The sequence below is a fragment of the Kitasatospora sp. NPDC096204 genome (assembly GCF_044763205.1).
Taxonomy (GTDB): Bacteria; Actinomycetota; Actinomycetes; order Streptomycetales; family Streptomycetaceae; genus Kitasatospora.
Genome location: NZ_JBIWFT010000013.1, coordinates 155,983 through 181,344, shown reverse-complemented (window position 1 = coordinate 181,344; position 25,362 = coordinate 155,983). Strand labels below are relative to the sequence as shown.

The window sequence follows — 25,362 nt, the reverse complement described above, 5'->3', positions numbered from 1 at the left end:
CCCGCGCGGCTAGGACAGCGCGCGGCGAACCTCAGGCGCCACCTCGCTTGCGAACAGCTCCAGTTGCTCGCGCTGAGCCTCCTCGGTGAGCGCATCCACCCCGATGCCGACCACCTCGTTGCCGAACGCCTCGTGGTAGCGGTGGATCTTCTCGATCACCTGCTGCGGGCTGCCGACGAGCGCCGAACCGCGCTCCAGGGCGTCCTCCAGCGACGTGAACGGCGAGTTGTTGTGCCGGCCGGCAGCCGAGTCGAACAGCGCGTTCCAGTACGGGCGGAAGCCCTCGACGGCGTCCTGCGAGCGCTTGGCGACGTACAGTCCGCCGAAGCCCGCGCCCACCCTGGCCCGCGCCGGGTCGTGGCCGTAGTGCTCCCAGCGCTCGCGGTAGTGCTCGACCAGCGCCCGGTACTTCTCCAGCGGGTGGAAGGAGTTGGCGGAGAAGATCGGGTCGCCGTGCCGGGCCGCGAGGTCGGTGGACCGGGTACTGGTCGCGCTGCCGTGCCACACCGGGATCGGGTCCTGGAGCGGGCGCGGCCAGACGGTGGCGTCCGTGAGCGGCGGGCGGGTCGAGCCCTCCCAGGTCACGCCCTCCTCACGCCAGAGCCTGCGCAGCAGGCCGTAGTTCTCGGCGAGCGCCTCCCACTGGCGCTCCTCGGGGAGACCGAACAGCCCGAAGTGACGGGGATCGTTGCCTTTGCCGACGATCAGCTCAAGGCGGCCTCCCGAGAGTTGGTCGAGCATCGCGTAGTCCTCGGCGACCCTGACCGGGTCGAGGACGCTGAGCACCGTCACCGCGGTGAACAGCCGGATGGTGGAGGTGCGGGCGGCGATCGCGCCGAGCAGCAGGGGCGGCGCCGGGGAGAGGAACGGCTCGCCGTGCCGCTCCCCCACGCCGTAGCCGTCGTAGCCGAGTTGCTCGGCGAGGACCGCCTGGTCGATGACGTTGCGCAGCTTCTGTTGTGGGGTGCGTCGGACGCCGGTGACCGGGTCGGGGGCGTTGGCGACGAGGGACGAGACGGTGAACCGCACGGCGGGTCTCCTTGGGCGCTCGGGTCGGACTCGGTCGGACTCGGTCGGACTCGGGTCCGGCTCATTCGGGCACGGGTCGGGCTCGGGTCGGGCACGGGTCGGGCCGGTCCGGGGGCAGGTTGGGCGGAGCCGGAGCCGGGGTGAGCCGTGTGGAGGCCGGGAAGCCGGTGCGTGGTCCGGGGCCGCGGTCTCACGGCTGCACCGGCGGCGTGGCTGACGGGGCGGACGGCGGGCCGCTCGGGGCGGCAGGGCGCGCGGGTGGCGTCAGCGGTCGGTGCTGCGGTGGCGGCGACAACAGCGGCGGGCTGCGGCGACGGTCACGGTCCGGACTGCCATCTCGCCTCCCCCTCGCCTCACCCGCACACGATCCGCCGCGAGCATAGGCACCGGCCGGGAGCGGGGGCAAGGGCCCGCTCCGTCACGGTCGGCTGGCAAGATGTCCGGCATGAGCTACCTCGCCGCCGATGACCGCTATGACTCGATGACCTACCGGAAGGCCGGCCGCAGCGGTGTCCGGCTGCCCGCCGTCTCGCTCGGGCTCTGGCACAACTTCGGTGACGCCCAGCCGCTGGAGGTGCAGCGGGCGGTGCTGCGCCGGGCCTTCGACCGGGGTGTCACCCACTTCGACCTGGCGAACAACTACGGCCCGCCGTACGGCAGCGCCGAGCGCAACTTCGGCTACCTGTTCGCCCAGGACTTCCGGCCGTACCGGGACGAGCTGTTCATCGCCACCAAGGCCGGCTGGGACATGTGGCCCGGCCCGTACGGCAACGGCGGCAGCCGCAAGTACCTGCTGGCCAGCCTCGACCAGTCGCTGGACCGGATGGGGCTGGACTACGTGGACGTCTTCTACTCGCACCGGTACGACCCGGACACCCCGATCGAGGAGACGATGGGGGCGCTCGACAGCGCGGTGCGCTCCGGCAAGGCGCTGTACGCCGCGATCTCCAACTACCCGGCGGAGCAGCACCGGGAGGCGGTGGCGATCCTGCGCGAGCTGGGGACGCCGGTGCTGCTGAACCAGTCGGCGTACTCGATCCTCAACCGGTACGTGGAGGACGCCGGCGTGCTGGACGCGGTGGGCGACACCGGGACCAGCCTGATCGCCTACTCGCCGCTGGCGCAGGGGCTGCTGACCGACCGCTACCTGTCCGGGGAGGTGCCGGCGGGCTCGCGGATGTCGGTCGGGAAGTTCCTCACCGAGGAGGCGCTGACCGGGCAGAAGCTGGAGCAGCTGCGGGCGCTGGCCGAGGTCGCCGAGCGGCGCGGGCAGACGCTGGCGCAGCTGGCGCTGTGCTGGGTGCTGCGGGACCCGCGGGTGGTCTCGGTGATCATCGGCGCGAGCAGCGTGGCCCAGCTGGACCAGAACCTCGACGCGCTGGCCGGCGGGCCGCTGACGGCGGAGGAGCTGGCGGAGATCGACCGGCTGAGCCGCTGAGAGGGCGCGGCGCCTGTGGGCGGGTGGCGGCCGACAGGTGACGGCTGACGATCGACAGATGACAGCTGACAGATTTCGAAATCTGTCAGCTGTCATCTGTCATCCGTCGCTTGTCACCTGTCAGCCGTCGGGCATCAACCGTTTGGCACCGGCCGCTTGATGCCCAGGGCGGGCAGAACCGTTTCTGCAACCCGGTGAGCCTCTTTCAGCAGCGGGTTGCCCGAGAGGATGAAGGTGTCGACGCCCAGCGCCTCGAACTCCTGCAGGCGCTCGATCACCTGGGCCGTCGAGCCGACCACCGCCGTGCCGGGGCCGGGGCGGAACAGGCTCATCCCCGGCCAGAGGTTGGGATAGGCCTCCAGCTCCCGGGCCCGCGCCGGCACCTTGCCGCCGTGCTGGCGGAACTGCCGCTGCCAGCCGACCCCGTCCTCCCCCTTCGCCCCGCCCAGCTGACGCGCGTACGTGGCCTCGCTGGTGACGTCCAGCAGCCGGTCGGCGGCCGCCCAGGCCTCGTCCTCGGTGTCGCGGACGATCAGGTGCAGCCGCAGCCCGATCCGCAGGCTCCGGCCGTGGGCGGCGGCGCGCTCGCGGACGAGGTCCAGCTTCTCCTTGAGCAGGTGCGGCGGCTCGCCCCAGGTCAGGTAGACGTCCACGTGCCGGGCGGCCATCTCGATGCCGGCCGCCGAACTGCCGCCGAACCAGAGCGGGATGCCGCCGGGCTGCACCGGGGCCAGCTCGCGCAGGCTCGCTCCCGCGTCCTTCAGCTCGTAGAACTCTCCCTTGTGGTCGAATACTTCGCCAGCCGTGAGGCGCTTGACGATCGACCAGTACTCTCCGCTGAGCCGGTACCGGTCGTCGTGCTCGACGTCGAGCCCGTACTCGCGCAGCTGCGCGGTCGAGCCGTTCACCACGTTGAAGCGCAGCCGACCGCCGTGCAGGTGGTCGAAGCTGAGCGCCATCTTGGCCAGCAGGGTGGGCGAGACCAGCCCGGGGTGGACGGCCAGCAGCGGCTTGAAGGCCGGGGTGGTGGCGGCCGCGAGTGCGCTGCCGAGCGTCCAGACGTCGTACAGGTCGGTCGCGAGCAGCGCGCCGGTGTAGCCCAACCGCTCGACGCTGCCCGCCAGTTGCTGGAGGTAGCGGAGGTCGACCGGGCGGCGCCCGGCCGGTTCCCAGGGGTAGTGCCCCTCGCGCGGGATGATGTACCAGAGGACTTCGGAGGCCACGGCTCAGACCGCCTTCGCGAGCGCGGCGGCCACCGGGGCCTCCAGCTCGGGGAGGTGGGCGTCGGCGACGGTCAGCGCCCGGTCGACGAAGCCAGCGCCGTGGAAGATGTCCGCGGCCTCCTGCTGCTCGGCGACGAACGCGGCGGTGGCGGGCTCCAGTCGCCAGGGCAGTGCGACCAGCGCGGCCTGCCAGTCGGCGGCCGCGCCGCCCAGCTCCTCGGCGGCGATCGCGGCGGCCTCGGCCGGATGGGCGGCCGCCCAGTCGTCCGCCCGGCGCAGTGCGGTCGCGATCGCGGCGACGACCTCGGGGCGCCCGGTCGCGAAGTCCCGGCGGGTGAAGAACACCGAGCGGTCGGTGATGACGTCGGCGGTGCGGACCAGTTCGCGGAACTCGCCGGTGCGGCGGGCGGCGGCGAGTTCGGCGCCCTGGGCGATCCAGCCGGCGATCTCGCCGTCGCGCAGCCGCCGGGCCTGGTCCTCGCCGGCCGCCGGGCGCACCGGGGTGACGTCGTCGCCGTACGAGAGCCCCTGCGCGTACAGGGCCTTGGCGAGCAGGTGGGTCTGCCAGGAGCCCACGGCGAGGACGACGGTGGCGCCCTTGAGGTCGGCGACCGTCCGCACCGGGCCGGAGTCCAGCACCAGCAGGGCGCCGTGGTCCGGGCGGGGCGCGGAGACCGCCGCGTAGACCAGGTCGTGGCCGGCGGCCTGGGCGGTGATCGGCGGGGTGGAACCGGTGCCGCCGAAGTCGATGACGCCCTCGGCGAGCAGCGTTCCGGTGCGGGTGCCGTCCGTGTAGTGGTGGAAGGCGCCGGTCTCGCCGAGCGGCGCCAGTTCCTCGTCCAGGTAGGGGAGTCGGGCGAGGTAGTAGAGCGAGGGGTTGCTGGCGTGGACGCCGAGGGTGACGGTCATCTGGTCAACTCCGGTGGCGCGGGCTTGGTTTGTCGGATGTCGGAGAAATCGGCGGAATCGCCGGGGAGTTCGGTGGCGCACGGACGTCAGTGGATGCCGGTGGATGCCGGTGGATGCCGGTGGGCGTCGGTGGGCGTCGGTGGAGGTCAGTGGACGCCGAGGTCGGCGAGCAGCCGGCGCCGGAGGTCCGCGAAGGCGGGGTCGGCCGGGTCGCGCGGGCGCTCGACGGTGACGTCTTCGTCCCGGGCGAGCAGGCCGTCGCGCAGCACCACGACCCGGTCGGCGAGCCGTACGGCCTCGTCCACGTCGTGGGTGACCAGCAGCACGGCCGGACGGTGGCGGCGCACCAGGTCGCCGACGAGGTCCTGCATACGCAGCCGGGTGAGCGCGTCGAGGGCGGCGAACGGTTCGTCGAGGAGCAGGAGTCGCGGTTCCCGGACGAGCGCCCGGGCGAGTGCGACGCGCTGCGCCTCACCGCCCGAGAGGGTGGCCGGCCAGGCGTCGGCGTGCCGTTCCAGGCCGACCTCGGCGAGCGCCTTGAGCCCGGTCTCCCGGGTCGCGGTGCCACGTGGCAGGCCGACCGTGACGTTGGCGAGCACCCGTTTGGACGGCACCAGTCGAGGCTCCTGGAACACCACCGTGCGCGCCGGCGGGACGAGCACGGTTCCCTCGTCGGCCCGGTCGAGTGCCCCGAGGATGCGCAGCAGCGTGGTCTTGCCGGTGCCGCTGGCGCCCAGCAGGGCGACGAACTCGCCGCGGACGATGGAGAGGTCGATGCCGTCGAGGACCGCCCTGGTGCCGAACGCCCGGCGCAGACCTCGCAGGTGGACGGCCGGGACGGCCTCCTCGGGCCCTGCGGCGGACGCGGGCGCGGCGGCGGGCGCGGTGGAGGGCGCGGTGGAGGGGGCGAGCGTGGCGGTGCCGGTCGTGTCGGTGGTCATCGGGCCGCTCCCTGGACGGCCTGGCGCCACGGCATGAGCGCGCGTTCCAGGACTCGGACGATGCCGTCGGCGGCGAGGCCGAGCAGCCCGTAGATCAGGATGCAGACGGCGAGGACGTCGGTGCGCGAGTAGTTCTGCGCCTGGGCCATCAGGTATCCGATGCCTTCGGTGGAGTTGATCTCCTCGGCGGCGATCAGGGCGATCACGCTGAGCGTCATCGACAGGCGCAGTCCGGACAGCAGCGAGGGCAGCGCGCCGGGCAGCACGACCGTGCGCACGATCGCCCAGCGGCCGAGGCCGAAGCTGCGCATCGCCTCGACCAGCTTGCGGTCGGTGCTGCGGACTCCGCCCGAGGCGGACACGTACATCGGGAAGCTGGTGGCGACCGCGATCAGTGCCACCTTCGCGGTCTCGGTGATGCCGAACCACACCATGAACAGCGGGACGAGGGCCAGGAACGGGACGGTGCGCAGGATCTGGATCGCGGAGTCGAGCAACTCCTCGCCGAGGCGGGTGAATCCGGTGACCACACCGAGTACCAGTCCGGTGGTCGCGCCGAAGAACAGGCCGAGCCCGGCGCGGGTGAGGGAGACGGACAGGGCGTCGGCCAGCTGGCCATTGCCCCACAACTCCCCCACCGCCTGGGCGACCTGGGCGGGTGAGGCGAGCACGTCCTGGGTCAGCGCGCCGGTGGCGGAGGCGAGCGCCCAGCCGCCGAGCAGGGCGAGCGGACCGATGGTGCGCAGGGTCACGGCGAGCGCACGCGGGCGGGGGCGGGGGCGCCGGCTCTGCGGGGGGACCAGGCCGGCAGCCAGCGCCGCCCGGGTGTCCGCCGGTGTGAACTCCTCGGTTGTGGTGGTCACTTGGTACCGCCTCCGAGCTTGTTGACGTCGATCAGGTACGGCTTGACGTCCACCAGCTGCTTGGTGACCTTCTGGTCGGCGAAGAACCGGGCGACGGTGGCGAAGCGGGCGGTGTCGGCGTCGGAGATGGCGTCGGCCGGGGTGCCCTGCCGGCTGACGTTCACGGCGACGTCCTTCTCGGCGGGGGTGACGGCGGTCGGGCCGGCGTCGGTGAACACGTTGAGGTAGCCGGCCGGGTCGGCCTTCTCCTTCTCGCCGTTCTCGTGCAGGTAGTCGTAGAAGGCCTTCACCACCTCGGGGTGCTTGTCGGCGAAGCCGTTGCGCACCGCCCAGACGGCGTAGTTGTCGGAGCCGACCTCCTGGCCGTTGACGAGGAAGTGGGCTCCGGTGTTGGCGATGGCGGGTGTCGAGAAGGTGTTCCAGGTCGCCCAGGCGTCCACCTGGCCGGAGTTGAAGACGCCGGAGGTCTGGTCGGCGCGCAGGTAGACCCGTTCCACCTTGTCGGCCGGGACGCCGTTCTTCGCGAGCGCCTTGAGCAGCAGGTACTCGCTGGTGCCGCCCTGGGAGACGGCGACCTTCCTGCCGACCAGGTCCTGGACGGTCTTGACGGGCGAGTCGTTCTTCACCAGGATCCCCTCGCCGACGCCGTCGGGCGCGGTCTGGGCGAACAGCTTGAAGCCGGGCTTCTGGGCGAGTGCGGCGAGGGCCGAGGTGATCGAGCCCTGGGCGACGTCCAGTTGGTCGGCGGAGAGGGCCTGGGCGGCGGGGGCGAAGGGGCCGGCACTGCCCGTCCAGGCGACCTTGGCATGGACGGCGGCCAGGGCCTGGTCCAGCGAGCCGTCCTTCTTGCCGCGGGCGAGGAAGCCGTTGTTGCCGGGGTCGGGCAGCCGGAGCACGACGTCGGCGCTGCCGTCGGTCCCGCCCCCGGCGGAGGCCTTGGCCCCGTCGGCGGACGAGCCGCAGGCGGCCAGGGCGGTGGAGGCGAGCAGCGCGGTAGCGGCGAGGGCGAGGCGGGGGGTCTTCACGGGGATTCTCCAGGTGAGTGACAGATGGCAGCGGACAGATGACAGCTGACAACTTTCGAAATCTGTTAGCTGAACGCTGTCAGCTGAAGTCTGTGATCTGGACGCCGCCGACACCGACACCGGCACCCTCGCCGGCACCCCCGCCCGCGCCCCTGCCCCTGCCCCCGCCCCCGCCCGCTCCCGCTCCCGCTCCCGAACGTCGCACCCGCAGCAGCTCGCGGGCCGCGCGGAGCGGCTCCGGGTCGACCCATGCCTGCACGTCCACCGGCGCGGCGAGGAACCCCTGCTCCCTGAGGAATCGTTCCTGCAGCGCCAGCAGCTCCAGCCGCTCCCCCGACAGGTCCAGGTGCAAGGTCCGGTGGCTGCCCGGCGCATAGGCCCCGGCGACGCCCTCGGTCCCCGCGCCGGTCTCGGCCCGCAGGATCCGGACCACCTCCTCCGGGTGCTCCGCCGCCCAGTCGGCGGACTCCAGCAGCACCGCGAGGAAGCGGGCGACCAGTTCGGGCTGTTCGTCCAGCAGCCGCTGGTGGACGGTGATCGGCCGGGGCGTACCGTTGTTGACCCGGCTCCGGCGGTCGGGCGCCGCGTCCAGTTCCACGGCCACCTCCGCACCGATCCGGCGGGCCGCCTCGACGGCGAGCGCCCCCTTCACGTACACGGCGTCCACCGTGCCGTCCCGCAGTGCGGCCAGTTCGGCGGACCACTGCCCGCCGCCGGGGATCCCGGGGACGTCCACCGGTTCGGCGTCCGCCAGGGTGAGGCCCGCGAGCCCGAGGGCGCCGCGGAAGCCGGCCAGCGCCATGGCCCGCCAGAAGTCGATGCCGATGTCATGATGTGGGACCGCCAGCCGCAGCCCGCGCAGCTGCTCCGGCCCGGTGATGCCGCTGCCGGCCCGGACCAGCACGACCTGGCGCTCCTCGATCCAGGTGAGGCCGATCAGCCTGGTCGCCTCGCCGCGCGAACGGGCCCACAGCGCGGGGACGTTGCCGCCCTCCCGGAACAGTCCGGTCAGCGCGTGGGTGTAGTGGTGGTCTGCGGCCACCTCGGGCGGAGCGTCCTGCAGCGAGCGGACGGCGATGCCGTCGGCGGCGAACTCGCGGGCGAGCCAGCCCTGGTCGGCGGCGATCCCGGTCGCGGTGGGCACCGGGCACCGGGTGAACCAGAGGGTGTCGGGTAGCGCGGATGGGTTCTGGATACGACTGGACAACGGAGTTGGTCCTCTACGGGGGCTCCGGCGACGGCCGGAGGAGGTCGGGATCGATCACCGCACGATGACCCAGGAGGCCTGGTGCGCAGTGGAGTTGTACGCCGCGATGCAGGACGGGCCGGGCGTTGAGAGGTCGGTCAGCGACAACACGCACGGGAGGGGAGACACCGGTGGGACGTCACGGTGCTTCTCCTTCCGTGGAGTCGGGGTGGGCGCCGCCCGGGCCGAGTGGCCGTCCGGCGCGACACGAGGAGCGTTCCACGGCGGGCGAGCCGGAAGCAAGCTTTTGCCACATGGTGGGATCAGTTGTTCATCAATGCCATTCCATTGCAACGTCATCGACACATTCCCGCAGCACTGGCTGCCCTACGCTGAGACCCCGCCTCCGGCCGCCCGTCCGGAGTTCCTACCGAAACGCGAGGTGCCATGGCCGCGGCCGCCACCGCCGTCCCGAGTCCGCCGGCCGGTGCGCAGGCCGTCCAGCGCGCGCTCGGACTGCTGCACTGCTTCCACGACAACGGCCCCGACCTGAGAGGGTGTTCGATACCGTTTTAGGCTGCCGCGCGCGGTTTCGGGCGGAGGTATTGCCCGGTTCTGTCCGGGCTGGCGGTCAGGCGGCTGGTCATGGAGTTCACCATGGCCCAGTGGATCATCGAGCGTGACCGGTCCGGCAGTTCCTCGTAGTCTCGGTGGAGCCGCCGGTACCGGGACATGATCCCGAAGGTCTGCTCCACGCGCCAGCGGATCGGCTGGACGACGAAGCCCTTCTGCTCCTTGTCCCGGGTGACGACCTCGACGTCGATGGCGAGTGCGGCGCCGTGCTTGACGACGGCGTTGTTGTAGCCGGCGTCCACCCATGCCTTGGTCACCGTGGGCCACTGGACGGCGAGGGCGTCCAGGATCTGCTTGCCGCCGGCGGAGTCCTGGACGCCGGCGGCGGTGACGATCAGGACCAGGAGCAGGCCGAGGGTGTCGGTGGCGATGTGGCGCTTGCGGCCCTTGACTCGCTTGCCGCCGTCGTATCCCTGGCTGTCGGCCGGTGCGTTGGGTGAGGCCTTCACCGACTGGGCGTCGATGATCGCCGCTGTCGGCAGGATCCGGCGGCCTTTCTTCGCCCGCAGCTGGTCACGGAGCGTGTCGTGGATCTGCTCGGTGGTGCCGTCGCGTTCCCACTCCTTGAAGTAGCCGTAGACGGTGGTGTGGGGCGGGAAGTCGTGCGGCAGGTAGCGCCACGCGATCCCGGTCCGCGCGACGTAGAGGATCGCGTTCACCACCTCCCGCAGCCCGGTCGTGGGCTCACGGCCTTCGGCGCGGGTGCGTCGCCACTCCAGCAGCATGGGCTCGATGAGCTCCCACTGATCGTCTTTCAGGTCCGAGGGATACCGGCGTCGTTCCGTCACGGTTGATGAATATCGCGGACACGGACCCGGCCGCCACGAGATCCTGGAACCGAGTCCGTCTCACGTGAGTCAAAGCCGGACAGTTGGGGGGAATCCCCTATCGAACGCCCTCTGAGTGCCTCGGACCTGGCCCGCCGGATGGGCCTGTCGGTCTCCACCGCGCACCGGCTGGCCCGCACGCTGGTCAGCGCCGGGTTCCTGGAGCAGGACGAGCAGACCGTCCGCTACCGGCTCGGTCCGGCCGTCGCCGAACTCGGCCAGCTCACCTTCCACCAGCGCGGGCTGCACCTCGCCGGACCCGAGCTGGAACTGCTGTCCAGGCGCACCAAGGCGACGGCCGACCTGGCCATCCGCAGCGGCGCCCACGCGGTGATCCTGGTCGGCGGCTCGGTCCGCCCGGACACCGGACTGGGCCTGCGCCGCCCGCTGCACTCCACGGCGCTCGGCAAGGTCCTGCTGGCCTGGCCCCGCCCGGGTGAGACGGCACCGTCGCCACTCGGCCCGCTGCCCTCCTTCACCGACCGAACGATCACCGAACCAGCCGCCCTGAGCGAGGAGTTGGCGAAGGTGCGGACGGCCGGCCACGCGCTCAACGACGGCGAGTCGGCGGCCGGGGTGCGAACCGTGGCCGTACCCGTCCTGGACCGCGCCGGACAGGCGCGGTTCGCCCTGGCGGTCCGCTCGACGCCCGCGCACCTCACCGACGACCGGCTGGACTGGTTCCTCGGCCACGCCCGCGGCTGCGCCGACGCCCTCGCCGTCCTCCTCCTGCCGCCGGACCAACGCCCCTGACGGTCCGCCGGAACACGACGGGCCGAAGCACGACGAACCACACGACAACCCGGAACACGACAACCCGGAACGCGGAGAACCGGAACACGGAGAAGCAGCGGACCGCCCGTCCACGTCCGGGACGAGCGGTCCGCTGCCGGACCGAACGGTGGCCGCCCGCCGTCAGACCGCGGCCGGGGTGTACTTGTAGCCGACCCGGCGGACCGTCACGATGGTGTCCCGGTAGGCCGGTCCGAGCTTGCGGCGCAGCCGGGCGACGTGCACGTCGACCGTCCGCCCGTCCCCGACGTGGCCGTAGCCCCAGACCGCGGAGACCAGGTGGTCCCGGGTGTGCACCCGCTGCGGGTGCTCGGTGAGGTGGGCCAGCAGCTCGAACTCCAGGTACGTGAGGTCGAGCAGCCGCCCGTCGACGTAGGCGTTGCGCCGCTCGGTGTCGACGGCGATACCGCGACCCGCCGGGCGGACCTGACGGACCCCCGAGGCGGTGTAGGCGACGGAACCCGCGTGGGCCCCGGGGGCACCGTGGCCCCCGGAGGCGGTGATCCCGGCAGCGGCAGGACCGCCCGGCAGGCCGGCCGTCCCCGGGCCTGCGGCCCCCGCCGTCAGGCTCTCGGCCGGCACCAGCACCAGGTAGCCGACCAGCGGGCTGCCGTTCGCGCCGCCGGTCTGCGTGCCGTACTGCGCCAGCAGTCCCTGCGGCAGCACGCCCTGCGGCAGGGTGGCGACGACGGCCGCCCCCTCCGGCAGCGCGGCGAGCAGCGCCTGGGGCACCTGCGGGGCCACCGCGCCCGGCTGGGCGGCAGCGGGGGCCGGGACGGCCGCCGGACGAACCGGACCGGCATGGGTCGGCCCGGCGTGGGGCGCACGGGCCGGACCGACATGGGGCACACGGGCCGCCGCCCCGGGCCAGCGGTCGGACACCGGCGCCGGGGAGACGGACGGCCCCGCCGCCCCGGACACGCCGGGACCGACCGGCACGGTGACGGGAACGGTGGCGGGAACGGGAACGGCGGAGACCGGAGGGACGGAGCGGACCGCGCGCAGGTGCGGGGTCGCGGTGGGCAGGGGCAGGGTGGCCGTGGAGGAAGAAGACATGGTGTGCCGCTCATTTCGCGCGTGACGGACGGGGTGGAGTCGTCTGCGCGTCGACCGGGCGTACTACCTGGGCTGGACCGGGTCGAACCGGGTCAGCGGGCGGCGGGCCGGGACGCGCTGGGCGAGCCGGGACACGTCTGATCGAACAGGTGCGGCTGCCGGGACGGCCAGAACGGCTCGAGGTCGGGGCGACCCCGTCGGCCGTCCGCGGCACGGCTCCCGCACCGGTTCCACCGCCCGGTCCGTCCTCCCGCGCGCATCGCGGGGGCCGACCCGGTCGTTCGGGTACGGCCGACGAGGCCGGGGGCGGTGCTGGGGCAGACGATGTTCACTGGTGCTCTCTCCGCTGGGCGGGTCCGGTTGGTCGGCCGCGGGCACGCCGGACGGGCGGTCCGCTACGGCCTGGTCGACGGTTTCGGCGGTGCGTCGGGCGGTGGGCCGGATGGGCCGTCAGCGCCGGGGACGTACCGGGAAGGTCAGGCCGGTCAGCGACAACACGCGCTGCAGATCAGCGCGTGGTCGATGTAGCGGCGGACGGTGAGCGCCGGATCGGCGGGACCGGGCACGGCGGTGCCGGACACGGAGGCACCGGGCATGAGGAAGCCGGGCATGAGGGTGCCGGACATCGGGGAGCCGGGCGCGGCGGTGATGATGCGTCGTCGGCCGACGGTCATCCTGCTGCCCTCCCCCTTCGTTCTCCACCCGGCGGCGCGCACCGCTGCCGGTGCCCGCCGACGATGCCTCGCCGGTTCGTCGAAGGCCGTCCGCCGGTCGCAACGCCCGTGTGAACGTGGCGTTTCCGGCACTCCCGACAGCACGGCCGGGCGGCCCTCGTCCACAGAGCCTTCCACGGCCGGGCCGGTCTAGGCAACCTTCCGCACAGTGATCGTCCGGGATGTGGACGGTTGAATGAGACGGCGCGCGGAACGCGCAGGTCGGCGCGTCCACCTGCCGAGTCGTCGCACGGCGGAACGACGGCCGGCTCGCGGCCTTCGTCGGGTCGGTACCGAACCGCGCCGGGCCGTACCGGAGCCGAACCGAATCGAACCAAGAACCGAGCGGGCCATAGAGGAGCCGGGCCGGGCGGGTCAGGATCCGGACCGGCGCCGAGCCGCCCTCAGGCGCCGACCGTGGCGCGGCGGTGTCTGAGGGACGCGACGTGCTCGACCAGCGCGACGAGGAGGTCCTTGCCGTCCTGCCGCACCCGCGCGTCGCAGAGCAGCACCGGAACGTCCCGGTCGAGGTCGAGCGCCTCGCGGACCTCGTCCGGCGCGAACCGTTCGGTGCCCTCGAAGCAGTTCACCGCGACCAGGAACGGGATGCCGCGCTGCTCGAAGAAGTCCACCGACGGGAAGCAGTCGGCCAGCCGCCGGGTGTCCGCGAGCACCAGGGCGCCGAGCGCGCCGCGGGCCAACTCGTCCCAGACGAACCAGAACCGGTCCTGCCCGGGCGTGCCGAACAGGTAGAGCGCGAGCCCCGGCCGCAGGTCGATCCGGCCGAAGTCCATCGCCACGGTGGTGGTGCGCTTCGTCTCCACCCCCGAGGTGTCGTCCACCGGGCGGCCCAGCTCGCTGAGCTCCTCCTCGGTGCGCAGCGGCCGGATCTCGCTGACCGAGCCGACCAGGGTCGTCTTGCCGGCGCCGAAGCCGCCCGCGACGAGGATCTTCACCGCGACGGCCGGACCGCCGCGCCAGCGCGGGTCGTTGACGTTCGCCGGATGGGGAGCGGTGTCGTCCCGGTACGGCTCGGTGGCGACCGGCTGGGGGTGGGGGTCAGAGCGCACGGAGTCCATTGATCACGTCTCGCAGCAGGCGCTCGTCCGGCAGCTCGGCGAGCGGAACGGGTCGGGTGACGCTGATCAGTTCGGCGTCGTAGAGGTCGCCGAGCAGTACCCGCACCACACTGACCGGCAGGTCGGTGTAGGAGCCGAGCTCGGCGACGGAGAGCGGCTCGCGGCGGCACAGGGTGAGCAGCGTCTGGTGCTCCGGGTCGAGGACGTGCGCGGGCACGGCCCCCGCGACCGGCCCGGGATCGACGGCGGTGACCAGCGAGATCAGGTCGAACAGCCCCTCCTCGACCGGCCGGGTGCGGCCGCGGGTCATCGAGTAGAGCCGCACCACCGGGCCGGCCTCGTCGTCGAACCAGCGGTCGTCGACCGGGGTTCGCGGCCGGAACAGGTCGACGTCGGGCCCGTCCGGGTCCGCCTGCCCGTCCCCCGCCACGCCCTCCGGACCGCCAGGACCGGCCGGACCCCCCGAACCCCCCGAGCCGCCCGGATCGTCGGCACCGGCAGAACCGCCGACGCCGGACGGCCCGGCCGTGCCCACCGGCACCTGGGGGCCGTCCGGCGTCTCGGGGCCGTCCGGCACATCCGCGTTCGGATCCGCCATCGGACCGCTCATCTCACCGGCGGGGCGGTTTCGGTGCGCGGTTCGGCGGCCATGTGCTCGCCGACCCGCTTGACCAGCAGCGCCATCTCGTACGCGATCTGGCCGATGTCCGCCTCGGCCTCGCTCAGCACGGCCAGGCAGCTGCCGTCGCCGGCGGCCGTGATGAAGAGGAAGGCCTCGTCCAGCTCGATCATGGTCTGCCGGACGCCACCGACCTTGAAGTGCCCCCCGGCGCCCTTCGCCAGGCTGTGGAACCCGGCGGCGACGGCGGCCAGGTGCTCGGCGTCCTCGCGGCCGAGGTCGCGGGAGGCACCGGTGGCCAGGCCGTCGTTGGAGAGGATCACCGCGTGCCGCAGGGCCGCGACGCGCCCCACCAGGTCGTCCAGGAGCCAGTTGAGGTCCCCGGACGACTGCATCGACGTGGTCATGAATCAGTTCCTTCCGCTGGAGCGGGTGGTGCGTGTGGAGCGGGTTGAGCAGGTGGTGCGGGTTGAGCAGGTGGAGCGGGTGGTGCGGGTGGAGCAGGTACGACAGGTGGTTCGGGTACGGCGGGTGGCGCGGGCGCACCGGTGTCCGGGCTCCGGCGGACCGGCTGCCCGGGCGGCACCCGACGCGCGAGCGGCGCCCGGCCGGTGTCCTGGAGCGCGGGCAGCGCCGCCGGGGCGGGCGCCGGGCCGATCGCCCGCCGGGACCGGTCCGGCGGCTGCCGGACCGGAACGGCGGTGGACCGTCCCTCCGTCCGTCCGGGACGATCGTCGGGCGTGCCGGGACGATCCGTCAACGGAGCACCGGGGCGGTCCGTCGGCGCACCGGTGCGGCCCGTGGACGCGCCGGTGGACGCACCCGTGCGGTCCGCCGGAGCCGTCGTGCCCCGCCCCTTGGTGAAGCCGCGCTGGAACGAGGCGAAGGTGGCCCGGGCCTCCTCGGGCGAGCGCTCCCTGGCCTCGCGGGTCTCCCCACCGTCGGTTTCGGCCCCGTTGCGGAACCGTTCCTTCAGCTGTTCCGTGAGCTGGTCCCTGAGCTGCGGCGCCAGGTTCGCCTGCCGGACCCGCCGGGGCAGGCCACCCGCCGTCCGGAGCGGAGCGGCGTCCGCGACGGGAGCGGGAGCGGGAGCGGGAGCGTCGTCGGTCCGCCCGACGGGGCCGGTGGCCCCGTCGCCGTCCGCGTCCACCGCCGGACCGACCCCGGCCGCACCGGCCGCACCGGCAGCCCCGGCCGCACCGGCAGCACCGGCAGCCGCGACGGCCGCCTCGGCCGCGGCCACCACGACGTCCTCCCGCCGGTGACGCCCCGTCCCCGGTGCGTCCTCGGTGTCCGCCGCGAGGGCGGGGACCAGCACCGGCCCGCCCCTGCTCCGGGAGGCCCGGCGCGGCAGCCCGCCCGGCGTACGGCCCGCGTCGGGCGCGGAGGGCCTCGGCCCGCCCGTCGTCCCGCGGTGCTTGCCGGCCAGGCCATCCGCGCCGCCGTCGGCGCCGGCTCCCGTGCGGCCTCCGGCAGCCGTACCGGCCCCGGCACCGCCGGACCCGAGCGTGGCCGCCGACGGGGTGGTTCCCCCCGACCCCGGCACCGCGACCAGGTCCCGCTGCCCGCGCCGGCCGCCCGCCGCGGACCGCTGTCCGGCCGCACCCGGCTCCGGCATCCCGTCCGGAGCCTCCGCGAGCAGCTCGCGCGGGATCAGCACCACCGCCGTCGTCCCGCCGTACGGGGACGGCCGCAGGTGCACCCGGATGCCGTGCCGCCGGGCCAGCCGGCTGACCACGAACAGGCCCAGCCGGTCGGTGTCGGCGAGGTCGAACTCCTGCTCCACGGCGAGGCGTTCGTTGATCTCGGCGAGCAGCTGCTCGCTCAGCCCGAGGCCGCGGTCGTCGATCTCCAGCGCGAAGCCGTGCGCCACCACCTCGCCCTGGACGGTGACCTGGGTGCTCGGCGGGGAGAACACCGCGGCGTTCTCGACGAGTTCGGCGACCAGGTGGGTGACGTCCGCGACGGCGCTGCCGAGCAGGCCGGTGCCGGGGAACGGCCGGACGATCACCCGGGCGTAGTCCTCGACCTCGCCGACCGCCGCCCGGACCACGTCCACCATCCGGACCGGCTTGCGCCAGGCGCGCCCGGGCGAGCCGCCGGCGAGGATGATCAGGCCCTCGGCGTGCCGGCGCATGCGGGTGGTGAGGTGGTCGACCTTGAAGAGGTCCTCCAGCTCCGCCGGGTTCTCGGTGCGACGCTCCATGGTGTCGAGCAGGGTGAGCTGGCGGTGCAGCAGCACCTGGCTGCGCCGGGCCAGGTTGACGAACACCGCCGAGACCCCGCGCCGCAGTTCGGCCTGTTCGACGGCGGCCTCGACGGCGGCCCGCTGCACCGCGTTGAAGGCCTGGCCGACCTGGCCGATCTCGGAGTCCCCGAAGTGCAGCTCGGGGGCTTCGGTGGCCACGTCCACCGGCTCGCCGCGGCGCAGCCGCAGCATGACGGACGGCAGCCGGGTGCCGGCCAGCTCGTCGGCCGCGTTGCGCAGGCCGATCAGCTGCCGGGCCAGGCCCCGGCCGATCCGGAACGAGATCATGATCGACAGCACCACGGCGACCAGGCCGATGGCGCCGGCGATGCCGCCGCGCCACAGCAGTCCGATCGAGGCGGACCGCGCGCGCTCGTCCAGCCCGGCGGAGATCCGGCTGTTGATCGAGGCGAGGTCGCCGAGCGCCCGGTCGGCGGTCTCCCGCCAGGAGTCGCTGTTGAGCGCCTGCGCCACCCGGTCGGGGCCGCCGGCGCCGACGAAGTCCGCCTCGGCGCGGGCGAGCGCGCCCCAGGCCTCGCCGCCGCGCAGCGCGATGTAGTCGGACTGGTCGGCGGGGTCCAGCTCGGCGACGTAGACGGTGAACAGCGCCTGCTGGTTGTGCAGGGCGTCCAGGGCGGCCTGGTACTGCTCGGCGGTGGGCTTGGCGGCTCCGGTGCGCAGGCCCTCCATCGCCGCGTCCTCCTGCGACAGGTACTCGCGGGCGCGCACCAGCTCGATCAGGATGGTGCCCTGGCGGGGGAGCTGGCCGCTCTGCCGGGCGACGTAGGCGGACCGGAAGCCGAACACCGGCTTGACCAGGTCGCTGTACTGGCCCAGCGCGAACTCCCAGTTCAGCGCGGAGCGGCCGACCTGGGCGCGCAGCGGTCCGAGCTGGTCGGCGGCGGCGATGATCTGCACGAAGCGGCCGCGCTGGGGGGCGGAGAGCTTGCCCGCGGAGCCGTCCTTCTTCTGCCGCAGCACCGCCAGGCTGCGGTCGGTGGCGGCCTTGGCCTGTTCGTAGGCCTCCCTGGCGACCGGCGAGCGCGGGTCCGCCAGCCGCTGGACGGCGGCGCGGCGCTCGTTCTGCAGGTCGCCGGTGTACTGGTCGACCGGGCCCTCGAACTCCTTGTACGTACGGCTGATGCCGAGCTGGCTCCAGACGTCCCCGGTGGTGGCGATCGTCGCGTACGCCCACAGGGCGGCGAGCGCGATGATGGGCACCAGGAGCAGCGCGATGATCTTCGCGCGGATCGAGCTGCTGCGCAGACGCATGGAGTCCTCGGTCGGGGATGGCCAGGCGTGGACGGGGAGCGGTGGGGTGGTGTGGGGGCCGGGCCGGACCGCGGCGTGGGGCGGCATGGAGGTGCTGAGGGAAAGGTAGGAGGAGGGTTCCCGGCCACAGGTCTGCGAGACTCTACTACGCCGTCACCACTCCTTCGAGAGGCGGTGACGCCCTCCGGTGCCCGGACGGCGGGGTTGACAGCGGGCCCGTATCCTCCCCGGTTCCTCCCCCGTACCCTCCGCGATTCCTCCCCCGCTCCTCCCCGTGGACGGCACCACCCGGGGCGACCCGTGCCGATCTCGTCGCGTCACCGTCACAACCCTGGGCAGTGCCGGGACGATCCGATAGTTTCGGCCCACCCCGTACCACCGGCACCGAACTGGGGAGGACCGTGCGCGAGTTCACCACTCCCGCCCCGGCCGCGTCCGAGGCCACCGGAGGACTCGCCGACTCCCTCTACGACACCGCCGAGCGCACCCCCGACCTGGTCCAGCTGTCCCGGCGGGCCGAGGACGGCCAGTGGCAGGACGTCACCGCCCGGGAGTTCCGGGCTCAGGTGCTCGCCCTGGCCAAGGGCCTGCTCACCCATGGCGTGCGCTACGGCGACCGGGTCGCCCTGATGTCCCGCACCCGCTACGAGTGGACACTGTTCGACTACGCACTCTGGTCGATCGGCGCGATCACCGTCCCCGTCTACCCCACCGCCGCCGCCGAACAGGTGCGCTGGATCCTCGCCGAGACCCAGGCGGTGGCCTGCCTGGTCGAGGACGAGGACGCCGCGATGACGGTCGGCGCGGTCTGCGACGCGCTGCCCGACCTCACCGGAATCTGGCAGCTGGACCGCGACTGCGTCGCCGCGATCACCGAGGACGGCCGCGGCGTGCCCGACGCCCTGGTGCACCGCCAGCGCCTCGGCGTCGCCGCCGAGAACATCGCCACGGTCGTCTACACCTCGGGCACCACCGGCCGCCCCAAGGGCTGCCTGATCACCCACGCCAACCTGGCCGCCGAGGCCGACGCCCTGCTCGCCGGCTGGGGGGACGTGCTGCGCGACACCGGCGACGGCCGTCCCGCCACCCTGCTGTTCCTGCCGCTCGCGCACGTCTACGGACGGGCCGTGCAGATCGCGGCGATCCGCGGGGGCTTCCGGATCGGGCACGTCCCGGAGGTCTCCACCGACGCGCTGCTGCCCGCGCTGGAGACCTTCCGCCCGACCTTCCTGCACGCCGTCCCGTACGTCTTCGAGAAGATCTTCCGGCAGGCCCGGCGGGCCGCCGAGGACGCCGGACGCGGCGAACTCTTCGAACAGGCGCGGCAGGTGGCCGTCGACTGGGCCTCCGCTCGGGAGCAGAAGGCGTTCGGCCGCGGCCCCGGCCCGGGCGCGGCCCTGCGGCTGCGTCACCTCGCGTACGAGCGGACGGTCTACCCGAAACTGCGGGCGGTGCTCGGCGGCCGGGTGCGCAGCGTGATGTGCGGGGGCTCCACGCTCCGGCGCGAGCTGGGCCTGTTCTTCACCGGCGCCGGCCTCCAGCTGTACGAGGGCTACGGGCTGACCGAGACCACCGCCGCGATCACCGGCAACCCGGTCGACCGGCAGAAGCTCGGCACGGTCGGGCAGCCGGTGCCGGGCGCCTCGGTGGCGATCGCCGACGACGGCGAGGTGTGGGTGCGCGGCGGCTCGGTCTTCGGCGGCTACCTCAACCATCCGCGCTGTACGGCCGAGTCCCTGGTCGACGGCTGGTTCGCGACCGGCGACCTGGGCCGGCTGGACGAGGACGGCTATCTCAGCATCACCGGCCGCAAGAAGGACCTCATCGTCACCAGCAGTGGCAAGAACCTGGCCCCGGCGGCCCTGGAGGAGCGGGTCGAGGCGCACCCGCTGGTCTCCCAGTGCCTGGTGGTGGGCGACGACCGGCCGTACGTGGCGGCGCTGATCACGCTCGACCCGGCGGCGCTGGCGCACTGGCTGAAGAGGCGCGGGCGGGAGCAGCGGGACCCCTGGGCGGTGCTCGCGGACGAGGACCTGCACGGGGAGGTCCAGCGTGCGGTGGCGGCCGCGAACACGGCGGTCTCACGGGCCGAGTCGATCCGCGCGTTCCGGTTGCTGCCACGGGAGTTCAGCGAGGAGCAGGGGCTGCTGACCCCCTCGCTCAAGCTGCGGCGGGCGGCGATCGCCGAGTACTACGCGGCGGACATCGAGGAGCTGTATCTGTCCTGAACCGGCCTGCCCGCCCGAACCTGACGTGTCCGCAGGGTCTCTGACGTACCGTCTTGCCCCTTGTGTTACGGGCGTGGTGGCCGAACGGAGGTCACCGGGTTCATCCGCTGTTCCCTTGACGGCCCCATTGGTCTAGTCCATTGTTGCGACACGTTCCCGAGTTCCACGGTCCGATTCCGCTCACGCCCTCCCCACGGGCGTGCCCCCACCTGCTGGAGTCCCCACGTGTCGATGTCCATGCGCCTGTCCGCGCTGGCCGCCTCGGTCGCGCTGCTCACCGGCCTCACTGTGCCGGCGGCATCCGCCGGCGCTCCCCCGGCCGGCGGTCCGAGCACGCGGACCGCGCCGAGCGCGCAGACCACACAGGCCACACCGGCCACACAGGCCGCGCCGATCACACCGGCCACACAGACCGCACAGACCGCACAGAGCGTCAACCTCGCCACCAACCCCGGATTCGAGGCACCCTCCCCCGACCTCGCCGACTGGGGCAGCATCCCCGGCTGGACCTGTACCGGCGGACCGGCCGAGGCGACCGTCACCGCCACCGCCCCGCACACCGGTGCCTCGGCGCTGACCGTCACCCCGGCGAACGCCGACTCCACCGGCGAGTGCGCGCAGACCGTCGCGGTCCGGCCCGGCACCACGTACACCGCCTCCGCGTGGGTGCGCGGCGACTTCGTCCACCTGGGCGCCACCGGCACCGGCAAGGACGTCGCGCCCGCCTGGGCGGAGACCACCGGCGGCGGCTGGCAGCGGCTGAGCACCCGGTTCACCACCGGCCCGAACGCGCACAGCGTCCGGCTGTACGTGCACGGCTGGTACCAGCAGGGCCCCTTCTCGGTGGACGACGTCCGGGTGGACGGCCCCGCGCCCGCCCCGGCCGTCGCCGCGGGCTCCGTCCCCACCGACGACAAGGTCGTCTTCTTCACCGTGGACGACGGCTGGCAGCGCACGCCCGAGGCGGAGCGGTTCATCGCCGACCACCGGTTGCCGATCACCGCCTTCCCGCTGCCGATGCCGGCCGCCGCCGACCCGGCCTTCTTCCAGCGGGTCACCGCCGTGCCCGGCTCCTCGGTCCAGGACCACAGCGTCTCCCACGCCGACCTCAGCAAGCTCCCGCTGGAACAGCAGCAGGTGGAGATCTGCGACGCCCGGGACGCCATGACCCGCCTCTTCGGCACCGCGCCGACGTTCTTCCGCCCGCCGTTCTTCGCCTGGAACGCCGACACCCTCCAGGCCGCCGCCAACTGCGGCATCCGCACCGTGCTCACCGCCGACGCGGACTTCAGCTGGGGTGCTTCCAACATCTGGCACCCGGGCCTGCTGCAGCCGGGCGACGTCGTCCTGATGCACTGGACCGACACCCTCGCCGCCGACCTCCAGCGCGCCCTCGCCGCCGCCGACGCCGCCGGGCTCAAGCCGGCCGGCCTGGTCGACTACCTGCGCTGAGGGGCACCGCCGTGCCACCGCCTCCGCGGAGGCGGCGGCACGGCGGGTTCGGGGCCCAGCGGATGTACGGCCGCGGCGGATGTACGGCCGCAGCGGATGTACGGCCGCGGCGGCGTCGAGGTCCACGAGGCGTCCCACGGCGGTCCCGGTTTCCCTCTCGGGCGGTGATCGTGCGCTCGTTGACAGCGTGTCCGCGGCCTGGCTCTAATGGGGGCGTGCAGCGCGGCGTCGGCCAAAGAGCAGTGGGCCGGCCGACAGCCGAGCGGGCACCTTTCCCGAAGGGCCGATGCGCGATGAGCACTCTCTCCGCTTCCCTGATCTGACGCCAGGCGGCCACCGCGGTACCCGCGGGCGCGAACCGCATCCGGTGTTCCGCGACGTGTGTTCCGTGTTCCGTGTTCCGAGTCCTGTGCCCCGCGCCCTGGGTCCGATGTCCCACGACGGACGTCGCCGGTGGCGCGGCCGGCCGCGCCACCGGCTCGGGCACCGCACCGACACCGCGTGTGGCCGCACCCCCCTTTCCTCTCTGGAGATCCATCACACACGCATGCCCATGTCCTTCAATCTGAACGTCATCGAGGAGTTCCGCGCCAACGGCGGGCGGGTCGGCGGCCCGTTCGAGGGCGGCGACCTGTTGTTGCTGACCACCACCGGAGCCCGCTCCGGGCGGCCGCACACCGTGCCGCTCGGGTACGTCCGGGCGGAGGGACTGCTCCTGGTCGTCGCCTCGGCCGGCGGTGCTCCGGAACACCCCCAGTGGTACCGCAACCTCCTCGCCCACCCGGTGGTCCGGGTCGAAGTCGGCGCCGAGGCCTTCGACACCGTCGCCGTACCCGCCGAAGGCGACCGCCGGGAGCGGCTGTTCGCCGCCGTCGTCCGGAAGGCCCCGGGCTACGGGGACTACCAGGCGCGCACCGAGCGGGAGTTGCCGGTCGTCGTCCTGGAGCGCCCCGAACCGCCCGCCGACGAACCGACCCCGGCCGCCGCCCCGGCCGTGCGCAGCCTCGCCGACAAGCTGGTGGAAACGCACACCTGGCTGCGCGCGCAGCTGCGCCACGTACGGGAGGAGACGCACGCCCACGTCCCGGGCCGACCGGCCACGCTCGGGCTGCAGCTGCGCCGGCACTGCCTGGCCTTCTGCGACGGACTGACGCACCACCACACCGGCGAGGACGCGGCCGTCTTCCCCGCGCTCGCGCGCAGCCATCCGGAGCTGGGCGACGTCCTGGCGCGGCTCGGCGAACAGCACCGGGCCATCGGCGGGATCAAGGAGGAACTGGTGGCCCTGCTCACCGGGATCGCGGTCACCGAGCCGGAGCAGCTCCGGACGGAACTGGACCGGATCTCCGCCGAGTTGGAGGCCCACCTGGACTTCGAGGAGGCGGAACTGCTACCGGTCCTCTCCGGCATCCCCTTCCCGCCGCCCGCATCCGCGACGCGCGGACCGGCGCCCGGCCCAGTGTCCGGACCGGCGCCCGGCCCAGTACCCGGCCCGGCGCCTTCCGGCAGCTGAAACGGCGTTGCCGCCGCCCCCTCCCGAGTCGTGGGAGGGGACGGCGGCTCCGGTACGGCCCGCGCGCCGGGGCGGTCCGTTGCGGTGGTCCTTACAGCGCCGAGAAGACCGGCAGGTAGCCACCGGAGTGGCCGGACGCCTTCGGGTGGTAGCTCTCGTCGACCGGCAGGGTGGTGCTGTTCAGCCAGGTGGTCTGCGAGCCGCAGATCTCGTGCTCGGTGAAGATGCTGCGGACGTCACCGAACGCGAAGCCGGCGTTGGCGGCCCGCTTGGCGAGGACGCCGTCGAGGGTGTCGGCGGCACCGTTGATCGCGGCGCGCTTGGTGTCGCTGATGCCGAAGATGCAGCTGCCGCCGATCTTGTAGAAGTGCGGGTAGCCCATCACCACGACGTGGGCATTCGGGGACTTGGCCTTGATCGCCGAGTACACCTTGTCCAGCTGGGCGGGCAGGGTGTTGGTGGCGTAGCTCTTGGCCGTGTTGATGGCGCTGATGCAGTCGCTGTCCGAGCCGAGGACACAGGTCTGCATGGTGTCGGCGAAGCCGGCGTCGTTGCCGCCGACCGAGATGCTGACCAGCGTGGTGTTGGCGTCCAGGGCGGAGATCTGGTTGTTCAGGATGTCGCCGGTCTTGGCGCCCGAACAGGCCACGAACTTGAAGGAGGACGGCGCGTGCGCGTTCTTCCAGAGGTACGCGTACGCATTGGTGCTGCGCTTGCAGCTGCCACTCTCGGCCGTGTAGCTGCCGGCGCCGACACCGGAGGAGTACGAGTCGCCGAGGGCCACGTAGTTGGCGCCGGCGGCGTTCGCGGAGGACGCGGCGAACAGCGTCGTCATGGTGAGGCCTGCGGCTATGGCGGCGATGGACAGAGCACGGGCACGGCGGATCATCACGGCTCCAGTGGGGTGGGGTGGTGAGGGTCACAGAAGTGATACCAGGCGGTAGCCGAACCCGGAAGCGGTCATGCCAAGGATATTGACGGGACGTCTGATAGCTCGGAGATGAACTGCCGCCGACAATCCGTGACTTCACGCAGGTCAGCAGGGGTGCGCGGTAACGCGCGTAGCGCTGCGCGCGTAGACCGGCAACTTACGGAAATTTCTTGCACGGTGAGCCGGAGGGTTGCCGCCCGGACACCGCCGAGTCAGATTCGGAGCAGGTGTCAGCGAGCCCAGGGGGGGCTGATCAAACTCCCGAGGCGCGCCGAGAGGTGGGCCAAAGGGGCATCAACGGTACGGCCGGAATTCACCGTTGCGGCCGATCCGAGCCGTGCGACGGATGTTGACATCGGTCATGGCGGGGCGTCAGGGCGGCGAACCACACGTCAGGGCAGTGCACGGCGGCGACATGCCGGGATGCCGCCGCCGGAACGGTGGCGCCGAGACGCTGCCGCCGGGACACCGCTGCCGGGACACCGCCGACGGAACAGTGGTGTCGGGGCAGCACTACCGGGACGTCGTCCGGGAGTACGGCGCCGCGCGGTCAGCCCTGCACGCCGGGGCGGCCACCACCGTGGTGCACGGCCCCGGGGTACACGGTGCCCGGAGAGAGGGTGCAGCCCTCGACCGGCAGCTCCTCGATCGCCTCGTTCGCCACCGCGGGCACGTCGAGCCAGCGGGCGGCGGTGGCGACCGCCGTCCGGGCCTGGCGCAGCCCGGGCCCGCCCCAGCCGAGCAGCTCGACGGCGAGGCCCGGTGCGACCAGCAGCCGCCGGTAGTGCCGGCCCGAGGCCGGGTCGGCCGCGCTCGGGCCGACCGCCCGCAGCACCGCCGCCATCCGGACCCGCGCACACTCGTGCCCGCCGTTCGCCGAGCCGACCCGGTCGTAGAGGTAGCCGAGGTAGTACGGCCGGCCTATCAGGGCCTGTGCCTCCTCGGCCGCCTCCCGGGCCAGGGCGGCCGCCGGATCCCCGCCGTCCTCCGGCTCCAGTGAGCCGCCGGGCAGCGAGCAGATCCCGTCCCTGGGGTTCACCAGTGTCAGCACCCGCCCGTCGGGGGCGAACAGCCACCCCCAGGACTGCTTGACCGGCAGCCCCTCCGGCACCTGCTCGCCCGGTCGCCACGGCCAGCCCGCCGTGGGGCGCCGCCGCACCTTCCCGAGCAGCTCGGCGATCTCCGCGCTGTACTCGATCGGGCTCATGCTCTCGCCCCGCGGCGCTCGGCGGGGGCACCGGCCCGCGCCCACCTCCTGGTACCGAGCGCGCTCCGCTCGCTCATCCGTCCCCCTCTCGCTGTCGGGCTTCGCCGGACCGGCGGTGCACGGGGAGGACCTGCAGGGCACGGTACGGAGCGGAGCGGCCGGAGCGGCGGCGTGGGGC

General features: G+C 73.3%; 21 protein-coding genes and 1 pseudogene. 6 read left to right on the top strand and 16 right to left on the bottom strand.

Going from position 1 to position 25,362, the window contains the following annotated elements; translation table 11 throughout:
- Window positions 1-9 precede the first annotated feature (9 nt).
- Window positions 10-1,029: an LLM class flavin-dependent oxidoreductase gene (locus ACIQ87_RS17000; RefSeq protein WP_402406881.1), complete on the bottom strand. Its 1,020-nt coding sequence runs from the start codon at window positions 1,027-1,029 to the stop codon at window positions 10-12.
- A gap of 445 nt (window positions 1,030-1,474) precedes the next feature.
- On the opposite strand from ACIQ87_RS17000, the gene ACIQ87_RS16995 reads away from it, so the two are divergent.
- Window positions 1,475-2,467 carry an aldo/keto reductase gene (locus ACIQ87_RS16995; RefSeq protein ID WP_402406880.1) on the top strand — a complete coding sequence of 331 codons (993 nt, stop codon included), beginning with the start codon at window positions 1,475-1,477 and terminating at the stop codon, window positions 2,465-2,467.
- Between the two features lie 134 nt (window positions 2,468-2,601).
- Here ACIQ87_RS16995 and ACIQ87_RS16990 read toward each other — a convergent pair whose 3' ends face one another.
- The 6 genes from ACIQ87_RS16990 to ACIQ87_RS16965 form a co-directional block, all read right to left on the bottom strand.
- Complete coding sequence (locus ACIQ87_RS16990; RefSeq protein ID WP_402406877.1) at window positions 2,602-3,690, bottom strand: LLM class flavin-dependent oxidoreductase; 1,089 nt, start codon at window positions 3,688-3,690, stop codon at window positions 2,602-2,604.
- A 3-nt stretch (window positions 3,691-3,693) separates the two neighbouring features.
- Window positions 3,694-4,599 (bottom strand): ABC transporter substrate-binding protein, encoded by a 906-nt coding sequence (locus ACIQ87_RS16985; protein WP_402406875.1) that lies wholly within the window; start codon window positions 4,597-4,599, stop codon window positions 3,694-3,696.
- Window positions 4,600-4,745: 146 nt separating this feature from the next.
- On the bottom strand, window positions 4,746-5,540 hold the full coding sequence (locus ACIQ87_RS16980; RefSeq protein ID WP_402406872.1) for an ABC transporter ATP-binding protein: 795 nt from the start codon (window positions 5,538-5,540) through the stop codon (window positions 4,746-4,748).
- Window positions 5,537-6,403: an ABC transporter permease gene (locus tag ACIQ87_RS16975; RefSeq protein ID WP_402406869.1), complete on the bottom strand. Its 867-nt coding sequence runs from the start codon at window positions 6,401-6,403 to the stop codon at window positions 5,537-5,539. Before ACIQ87_RS16975 ends, ACIQ87_RS16980 begins: the two co-directional genes overlap by 4 nt.
- The gene (locus ACIQ87_RS16970; RefSeq protein ID WP_402406866.1) at window positions 6,400-7,428 is read right to left on the bottom strand and encodes an ABC transporter substrate-binding protein; all 1,029 of its coding nucleotides are present in this window, start codon (window positions 7,426-7,428) and stop codon (window positions 6,400-6,402) included. The genes ACIQ87_RS16975 and ACIQ87_RS16970 overlap by 4 nt, the downstream gene beginning before the upstream one ends.
- A 79-nt stretch (window positions 7,429-7,507) precedes the next feature.
- The gene (locus ACIQ87_RS16965) at window positions 7,508-8,635 is read right to left on the bottom strand and encodes an ABC transporter substrate-binding protein (RefSeq protein ID WP_402406863.1); all 1,128 of its coding nucleotides are present in this window, start codon (window positions 8,633-8,635) and stop codon (window positions 7,508-7,510) included.
- Window positions 8,636-9,061: 426 nt separating this feature from the next.
- On the opposite strand from ACIQ87_RS16965, the pseudogene ACIQ87_RS16960 reads away from it, so the two are divergent.
- Window positions 9,062-9,166, top strand: a pseudogene (locus ACIQ87_RS16960) (IclR family transcriptional regulator); the annotation flags it as partial.
- 20 nt (window positions 9,167-9,186) lie between these two features.
- On the opposite strand, the gene ACIQ87_RS16955 reads toward ACIQ87_RS16960, so the two are convergent.
- Window positions 9,187-10,035 carry an IS5 family transposase gene (locus ACIQ87_RS16955; RefSeq protein ID WP_402406860.1) on the bottom strand — a complete coding sequence of 283 codons (849 nt, stop codon included), beginning with the start codon at window positions 10,033-10,035 and terminating at the stop codon, window positions 9,187-9,189.
- Window positions 10,036-10,134: 99 nt separating this feature from the next.
- Between ACIQ87_RS16955 and ACIQ87_RS16950 the strand changes: the two genes are divergently transcribed.
- On the top strand, window positions 10,135-10,827 hold the full coding sequence (locus tag ACIQ87_RS16950) for an IclR family transcriptional regulator (RefSeq protein ID WP_402406960.1): 693 nt from the start codon (window positions 10,135-10,137) through the stop codon (window positions 10,825-10,827).
- A gap of 162 nt (window positions 10,828-10,989) precedes the next feature.
- Here ACIQ87_RS16950 and ACIQ87_RS16945 read toward each other — a convergent pair whose 3' ends face one another.
- The 6 genes from ACIQ87_RS16945 to ACIQ87_RS16920 all read right to left on the bottom strand — a co-directional run bounded on the left by ACIQ87_RS16945 (window position 10,990) and on the right by ACIQ87_RS16920 (window position 17,853).
- Window positions 10,990-11,922 (bottom strand): winged helix-turn-helix domain-containing protein, encoded by a 933-nt coding sequence (locus tag ACIQ87_RS16945; RefSeq protein WP_402406857.1) that lies wholly within the window; start codon window positions 11,920-11,922, stop codon window positions 10,990-10,992.
- A 485-nt stretch (window positions 11,923-12,407) separates the two neighbouring features.
- Entirely contained in the window at window positions 12,408-12,596 is a 189-nt protein-coding gene (locus ACIQ87_RS16940) for a hypothetical protein (RefSeq protein WP_402406855.1), read from the bottom strand.
- Window positions 12,597-13,039: 443 nt separating this feature from the next.
- Complete coding sequence (locus tag ACIQ87_RS16935) at window positions 13,040-13,591, bottom strand: GTP-binding protein (protein ID WP_402406957.1); 552 nt, start codon at window positions 13,589-13,591, stop codon at window positions 13,040-13,042.
- A gap of 103 nt (window positions 13,592-13,694) precedes the next feature.
- Complete coding sequence (locus ACIQ87_RS16930) at window positions 13,695-14,312, bottom strand: DUF742 domain-containing protein (protein ID WP_402406853.1); 618 nt, start codon at window positions 14,310-14,312, stop codon at window positions 13,695-13,697.
- A gap of 8 nt (window positions 14,313-14,320) precedes the next feature.
- Complete coding sequence (locus ACIQ87_RS16925; protein ID WP_402406851.1) at window positions 14,321-14,740, bottom strand: roadblock/LC7 domain-containing protein; 420 nt, start codon at window positions 14,738-14,740, stop codon at window positions 14,321-14,323.
- Window positions 14,737-17,853, bottom strand: a complete 3,117-nt coding sequence (locus tag ACIQ87_RS16920; RefSeq protein WP_402406849.1) for a nitrate- and nitrite sensing domain-containing protein — start codon at window positions 17,851-17,853, stop codon at window positions 14,737-14,739. The genes ACIQ87_RS16925 and ACIQ87_RS16920 overlap by 4 nt, the downstream gene beginning before the upstream one ends.
- Window positions 17,854-18,254: 401 nt before the next feature.
- Between ACIQ87_RS16920 and ACIQ87_RS16915 the strand changes: the two genes are divergently transcribed.
- The 3 genes from ACIQ87_RS16915 (at window position 18,255) to ACIQ87_RS16905 (ending at window position 23,046) form a co-directional block, all read left to right on the top strand.
- The gene (locus ACIQ87_RS16915) at window positions 18,255-20,081 is read left to right on the top strand and encodes an AMP-dependent synthetase/ligase (protein WP_402406846.1); all 1,827 of its coding nucleotides are present in this window, start codon (window positions 18,255-18,257) and stop codon (window positions 20,079-20,081) included.
- Window positions 20,082-20,312: 231 nt separating this feature from the next.
- Window positions 20,313-21,533 carry a polysaccharide deacetylase family protein gene (locus ACIQ87_RS16910; protein WP_402406955.1) on the top strand — a complete coding sequence of 407 codons (1,221 nt, stop codon included), beginning with the start codon at window positions 20,313-20,315 and terminating at the stop codon, window positions 21,531-21,533.
- 547 nt (window positions 21,534-22,080) lie between these two features.
- Window positions 22,081-23,046, top strand: coding sequence for a nitroreductase/quinone reductase family protein (locus ACIQ87_RS16905; protein ID WP_402406843.1), 966 nt, complete (start codon window positions 22,081-22,083; stop codon window positions 23,044-23,046).
- Between the two features lie 91 nt (window positions 23,047-23,137).
- Here ACIQ87_RS16905 and ACIQ87_RS16900 read toward each other — a convergent pair whose 3' ends face one another.
- Together ACIQ87_RS16900 and ACIQ87_RS16895 are read right to left on the bottom strand one after the other, a co-directional pair.
- On the bottom strand, window positions 23,138-23,935 hold the full coding sequence (locus ACIQ87_RS16900; RefSeq protein ID WP_402406840.1) for an SGNH/GDSL hydrolase family protein: 798 nt from the start codon (window positions 23,933-23,935) through the stop codon (window positions 23,138-23,140).
- A gap of 592 nt (window positions 23,936-24,527) precedes the next feature.
- Window positions 24,528-25,184 carry a hypothetical protein gene (locus ACIQ87_RS16895; protein ID WP_402406837.1) on the bottom strand — a complete coding sequence of 219 codons (657 nt, stop codon included), beginning with the start codon at window positions 25,182-25,184 and terminating at the stop codon, window positions 24,528-24,530.
- Window positions 25,185-25,362 lie beyond the last annotated feature (178 nt).

What these genes read in the sequence shown, in the direction of transcription:
- ACIQ87_RS16995 (WP_402406880.1), top strand. Translation starts at nt 1,475, where the DNA reads ATGAGCTACCTCGCCGCCGATGACCGCTATGACTCGATGACCTACCGG.
- ACIQ87_RS16985 (WP_402406875.1), bottom strand. Translation starts at nt 4,599, where the DNA reads ATGACCGTCACCCTCGGCGTCCACGCCAGCAACCCCTCGCTCTACTAC.
- ACIQ87_RS16980 (WP_402406872.1), bottom strand. Translation starts at nt 5,540, where the DNA reads ATGACCACCGACACGACCGGCACCGCCACGCTCGCCCCCTCCACCGCG.
- ACIQ87_RS16945 (WP_402406857.1), bottom strand. Translation starts at nt 11,922, where the DNA reads ATGTCTTCTTCCTCCACGGCCACCCTGCCCCTGCCCACCGCGACCCCG.
- ACIQ87_RS16940 (WP_402406855.1), bottom strand. Translation starts at nt 12,596, where the DNA reads ATGACCGTCGGCCGACGACGCATCATCACCGCCGCGCCCGGCTCCCCG.
- ACIQ87_RS16930 (WP_402406853.1), bottom strand. Translation starts at nt 14,312, where the DNA reads ATGGCGGATCCGAACGCGGATGTGCCGGACGGCCCCGAGACGCCGGAC.
- ACIQ87_RS16925 (WP_402406851.1), bottom strand. Translation starts at nt 14,740, where the DNA reads ATGACCACGTCGATGCAGTCGTCCGGGGACCTCAACTGGCTCCTGGAC.
- ACIQ87_RS16920 (WP_402406849.1), bottom strand. Translation starts at nt 17,853, where the DNA reads ATGCGTCTGCGCAGCAGCTCGATCCGCGCGAAGATCATCGCGCTGCTC.
- ACIQ87_RS16910 (WP_402406955.1), top strand. Translation starts at nt 20,313, where the DNA reads ATGTCCATGCGCCTGTCCGCGCTGGCCGCCTCGGTCGCGCTGCTCACC.
- ACIQ87_RS16905 (WP_402406843.1), top strand. Translation starts at nt 22,081, where the DNA reads ATGCCCATGTCCTTCAATCTGAACGTCATCGAGGAGTTCCGCGCCAAC.
- ACIQ87_RS16900 (WP_402406840.1), bottom strand. Translation starts at nt 23,935, where the DNA reads ATGATCCGCCGTGCCCGTGCTCTGTCCATCGCCGCCATAGCCGCAGGC.
- ACIQ87_RS16895 (WP_402406837.1), bottom strand. Translation starts at nt 25,184, where the DNA reads ATGAGCCCGATCGAGTACAGCGCGGAGATCGCCGAGCTGCTCGGGAAG.